This window comes from Roseisolibacter sp. H3M3-2 (genome assembly GCF_029211165.1).
Lineage (GTDB): Bacteria > Gemmatimonadota > Gemmatimonadetes > Gemmatimonadales > Gemmatimonadaceae > Roseisolibacter.
On the sequence record NZ_JARGEK010000764.1, the window covers coordinates 1 to 665 of the forward strand.

Annotated in this window: 1 protein-coding gene; it reads right to left on the reverse strand. The window is 79.5% G+C overall.

Going from position 1 to position 665, the window contains the following annotated elements; translation table 11 throughout:
* The coding region (locus tag PYV61_RS26265) for a ricin-type beta-trefoil lectin domain protein (RefSeq protein ID WP_275836843.1) at positions 1 to 665 on the reverse strand (665 nt) is incomplete at both ends.

Sequence of the window (665 nt, forward strand, 5' to 3'; positions counted from 1 at the left end):
GCGCACAGCCCGTTGGCGCTCCGCAGCTCGCCGGCCGCGGTCAGCGTCCAGCGCTGCGACGCGGTGCCCTGGCAGTAGAGGATCGCGAGCGTCGTCCCCGCCGACCCGCCGAGCGCGTCGAGGCAGTGCGAGCCGCCGGGCGACGCCTCGCCGGCGCTGCCGACCGCCGCGGTCGCCCACTGCTGCGTGGGCACGCCGCTGGCGCAGGCGGCGGTGGTGACCGTGTTGCCGCCGACGATCGCGCCGTAGGACGGCTGCAGGCACCCCTGCCCGGTCGCGCTCGGGAGCGTGCCCGGCACCGTGGGCGTCGGGGTCGGGGCCGGCGCGCTGCTGCCGCCGGTCCAGCGCTGCGCCGCCGAGCCGTCGCAGCCGCGGAGCACCACCGGGGCGCCGGCGGCGACGAAGGTGGCGCACAGCCCGCCGGCGCTCCGCAGCTCGCCCGCCGCGGTGACCGTCCAGCGCTGCGACGCGGTGCCCTGGCAGTAGAGGATCGCGAGCGTCGTCCCCGCCGACCCGCCGAGCGCGTCGAGGCAGTGCGAGCCGCCGGGCGACGCCTCGCCGGCGCTGCCGACGGCCGCGGTCGCCCACTGCTGCGTGGCGACGCCGCTGGCGCAGGCGGCGGTGGTGACCGTGTTGCCGCCGACGATCGCGCCGTAGGACGGCTG